General features: G+C 64.2%; 5 protein-coding genes. 2 read left to right on the top strand and 3 right to left on the bottom strand.

Going from position 1 to position 3,442, the window contains the following annotated elements; translation table 11 throughout:
• The 3 genes from WAW17_RS20165 to WAW17_RS20155 form a co-directional block, all read right to left on the bottom strand.
• The coding region (locus tag WAW17_RS20165) for a universal stress protein (protein WP_422334692.1) at window positions 1–311 on the bottom strand (311 nt) is incomplete at its 3' end.
• A 44-nt stretch (window positions 312–355) separates the two neighbouring features.
• A complete protein-coding gene (locus WAW17_RS20160) occupies window positions 356–1,396 on the bottom strand; it encodes an LLM class F420-dependent oxidoreductase (protein WP_422334691.1) in 1,041 nt (346 codons plus the stop codon).
• A 58-nt stretch (window positions 1,397–1,454) separates the two neighbouring features.
• A complete protein-coding gene (locus WAW17_RS20155) occupies window positions 1,455–2,339 on the bottom strand; it encodes a universal stress protein (RefSeq protein ID WP_422334690.1) in 885 nt (294 codons plus the stop codon).
• A gap of 241 nt (window positions 2,340–2,580) precedes the next feature.
• On the opposite strand from WAW17_RS20155, the gene WAW17_RS20150 reads away from it, so the two are divergent.
• Window positions 2,581–3,054: an RrF2 family transcriptional regulator gene (locus tag WAW17_RS20150; protein WP_422334689.1), complete on the top strand. Its 474-nt coding sequence runs from the start codon at window positions 2,581–2,583 to the stop codon at window positions 3,052–3,054.
• 1 nt (window position 3,055) lies between these two features.
• On the top strand, window positions 3,056–3,442 hold a 387-nt coding region (locus WAW17_RS20145), incomplete at its 3' end, for a globin domain-containing protein (protein WP_422334688.1).

Genomic DNA, 3,442 nt, shown 5'->3' with positions numbered 1-3,442 from the left:
TCCTTGGACAGCTCGATGAGGGTCTGGCTCACCTTGCCCTCATGCCTCTCGGTGGTGATGTCGATGGACTCGTCGGTCTGTCGCGCGAGCACCTTTGCACTGCCCAGCCGAGCCTTCGCGGTTTCCTCGAGTTCTTCCTTGAAGCTCTCCGCCAGGTAGGGCTCGGAATAGTAGAACGCGGGGACGTGCACCACCGTCACGATCTTCAGTGGTGCCGACAGTGCCGCGGCCGTTCTGGCCGCCCACGCCACAGCAGCTGACGCCGACTCGGATCCGTCCACACCCACGACGATCGGCTTGTTTCCGGTCATGCTCATCTTCCCTTCGTCGGGTGGTGCACTGTCTCGCGAGTGAGTTACCCGCAGATCTTGCGGAACTTCTCGATCAACGCGACCCGTCCGGCCCGATCTGCCGCCAGCGGCGAGACCGTCAGCGTGGTGACGCCTGCCTCGGCGAACGCCGCAACCCGCTCCCTGACGTAGCTTTCCGGACCGATGAGCGACACGTCGCGGACCAGGCCGTCGGGTACAGCCGCCGCAGCCTCCTCCTTCTTGCCGGCCAGGTAGAGGTCCTGGATGGTCTCGGCTTCCTTCTCGTAGCCGTACCGGATCGCGAGATCGTTGTAGAAGTTCTTGCCCTTGGCGCCCATTCCGCCGATGTACAGGGCCAGGATGGGACGAACCCAGTCGAGCATGTGTTCGACGTCGTCACCGATTGCGAGTGCCGGTGAAGCGAAGACCTGTAGGTCACCGAGACTCGGGTCGCGTTTCGCCTTGCCCTTGGCCAGCGGCTCGCCCCACACGCTCGCGGCCTTCTCCGGATGGAAGAACAGAGGCTCCCATCCCTCCGCGATCTCGGCCGTCATCTCCACGTTCTTGGGACCGAGGGACGCGATCACGATCGGAATCCGCTCACGCACAGGACGGTTGATGATCTTCAGCGGCTTGCCCAGACCCGTGCCCTTCTCGGCCGGCAACGGAACCTGGTAGTACTTGCCCTGGTGCTGAACCTTCTCGCGGCGCCACACCTGCCGGCAGATGTCGACCACCTCGCGGGTACGTGCGAGTGGGGCGTCGTACTTGACCCCGTGGAAGCCCTCGATCACCTGCGGACCGGACGCGCCGAGACCCATGACGAAGCGGCCGCCGGACACATAGTCCAGGCCGGCCGCCGTCATGGCCGTGAGGCTGGGGGTACGGGTGTAGATCTGGAAGATACCCGAGGCCAGTTCCAGCGTGGTGGTCTTGGCCGCGAGGTAGCCGAGCTGGCTGACCGCGTCGAACGAGTAGGCCTCGGGCACGAAAATGATGTCGAGCCCGGCCTTCTCGAGGTCGGCGACCTCCTCGGCCGCTTCAGCGAATCCACCGCTGTAGTTCAAGCTCATACCGATGCGCACGTCGTTCCCCAATCCTGGCCTTCAGCTCTGTCACCCAGACACTACTGCGGGCAACGCGTCACGCCTGCTCAGGCCTCACCACGACAACAGGGCACTGCGCGGAGCTCACGAGACTGTTGCTGGTGGATCCGAGCAGCATTCCCGTGAAGCCGCCCCGGCCGCGGCTGCCGACCACCACCAGATGGGCCTTCTTCGACCACTCGATCAGGCGCGCCCGCGGATCGTCGATGTACACCTCACGCGAGACCTGCACGTCCGGATACTTCTCCTGGAAGCCGGCGAGGCTTTCGGCGAGCACCGCCTTCTCGTCCTCCTCGACTCCTGTCGGGACGAGGGCGGCTGCGCGGGGATCCTCCAGTGCGGTGGGCCCCAGATCGCTCCAGACGTGGACGGCCACCAACGGCAGATTCCGCATGGACGCCTCCTCGAAGGCGACGGAGATCGCACGCTGACTGGTGGCGCTGCCGTCGACACCCACCACCACCGGCCCGTCGGGGTGCGCCTCGCCGCGAACCACCACGACGGGGCAGTGTGCGTGACTGGTCACGTTGATCGCGTTGTTGCCGAGCAGAGCCGTGGCCGCTGCACCCGCTCCCGACGCACCGACGACCACCGTGCGTGCGTGTTCGGAGACGTCGATCAGCCACTGGGAGCTGCTTCCGATGGACATCTCGGTCTCGACGTCGAGAATCGGATTCACCGAGTACGCGAGTTCCTCGGCGTCGGCGAGTACGGACTTGCCGCTCGCCTCGACCCATTCGTAGACACCACCGACATCCATGTAGGGGCCACCGAAGCCGTAGGGGGCGAAGTCGAGGGCGTGGATGATTTTCAGTTTCAGTCCACGTTTGGTGGCCATCTCCGCGGCCATCTTGACGGCAGCGTTCGCGCCGTCCGATCCATCGACACCGACAACGACACTATTTCGGTCCTGTGCGCTCATGCCCACACACTATCGTCGGCACCGGCCTGTGTCTTGCACCCTTCGATTTCCCGGGAGGGACCAAAGTCCCGGCCCGGTCGGGCAGTAAGGCTGTAGCGGGGGAGCCTCGGTTCGCACATGATCGCGAGGTTTGTGGAGCGAAAGACCTTGCAGACAAACGCGTTCGAGAACTTCTCGCGCAACGAGCGATCTGCGTCACATAATTCGCATATCAAATACTAATTAAAGTAGCTTTCATGTCATGCAACTGACCCAGTTCACCGACCTCGGCCTCCGGATCGTGATGCGGCTGGCCGTCGCCGGTGACGGCGAACGACCGGGCAGTCGGTCGATCGCCGAGGAGTTGTCGGTGTCGTACACCCACGTCACCAAGGTCATCACCCGACTCGGCGAACTCGGCATCGTCGATGCACGCCGGGGACGCGGCGGCGGCCTGGCCATCACCGAACTCGGGCGGACCGCGTCGATCGGCTGGATCGCACGCCGCCTGGAGGGCGACTCGGAGGTGGTCGACTGCGACGGTGCCAACCCGTGCCCGCTGCGATCCGGATGCCTCCTGCGATCGGCATTGCGACGCGCACAGAACGCCTTTTTCGAGTCCCTCGACGCGCTGACCGTCGAAGACGTCACCAGCAACCCCACCAAGACTGTGCTGCTCGCTCTCCCCCGAGCGGCAGTGATCGACCCCCAGATTGCCCGAACGATCGGAGAATGACATGCTCTCGGCCACCTCGACGGAGATGATCCGCGCCACCCTGCCTGCGGTGGGTGCCGCCATCGACGACATCACAACATTGTTCTACCGCAAGATGTTTGCGGCCCATCCCGAACTCGAACGCGATCTCTTCAATCGCGGAAACCAGAAGCAGGGCCAGCAGCAGAAGGCACTCGCCGGCGCCATCGCGGCGTTCGCCACACTCCAACTCGAACCCGACCAGGCACGCACCGATCTCATCCTGTCCCGGATCGCGAACAAGCACGCTTCGCTGGGCATCGAACCCGCACAGTACGAGATAGTGCACAAGCACCTGTTCGAGGCTATCGTCGAAATCCTCGGCGATGCAGTCACACCCGAGGTCGCTACCGCCTGGGACGAGGTGTAC

The sequence above is a fragment of the Rhodococcus sp. (in: high G+C Gram-positive bacteria) genome (assembly GCF_049286785.1).
GTDB lineage: Bacteria > Actinomycetota > Actinomycetes > Mycobacteriales > Mycobacteriaceae > Rhodococcus_F.
The sequence above is the reverse complement of the archived record's forward strand: the minus strand, read 5'-3'. Positions and strand labels throughout refer to the sequence as shown.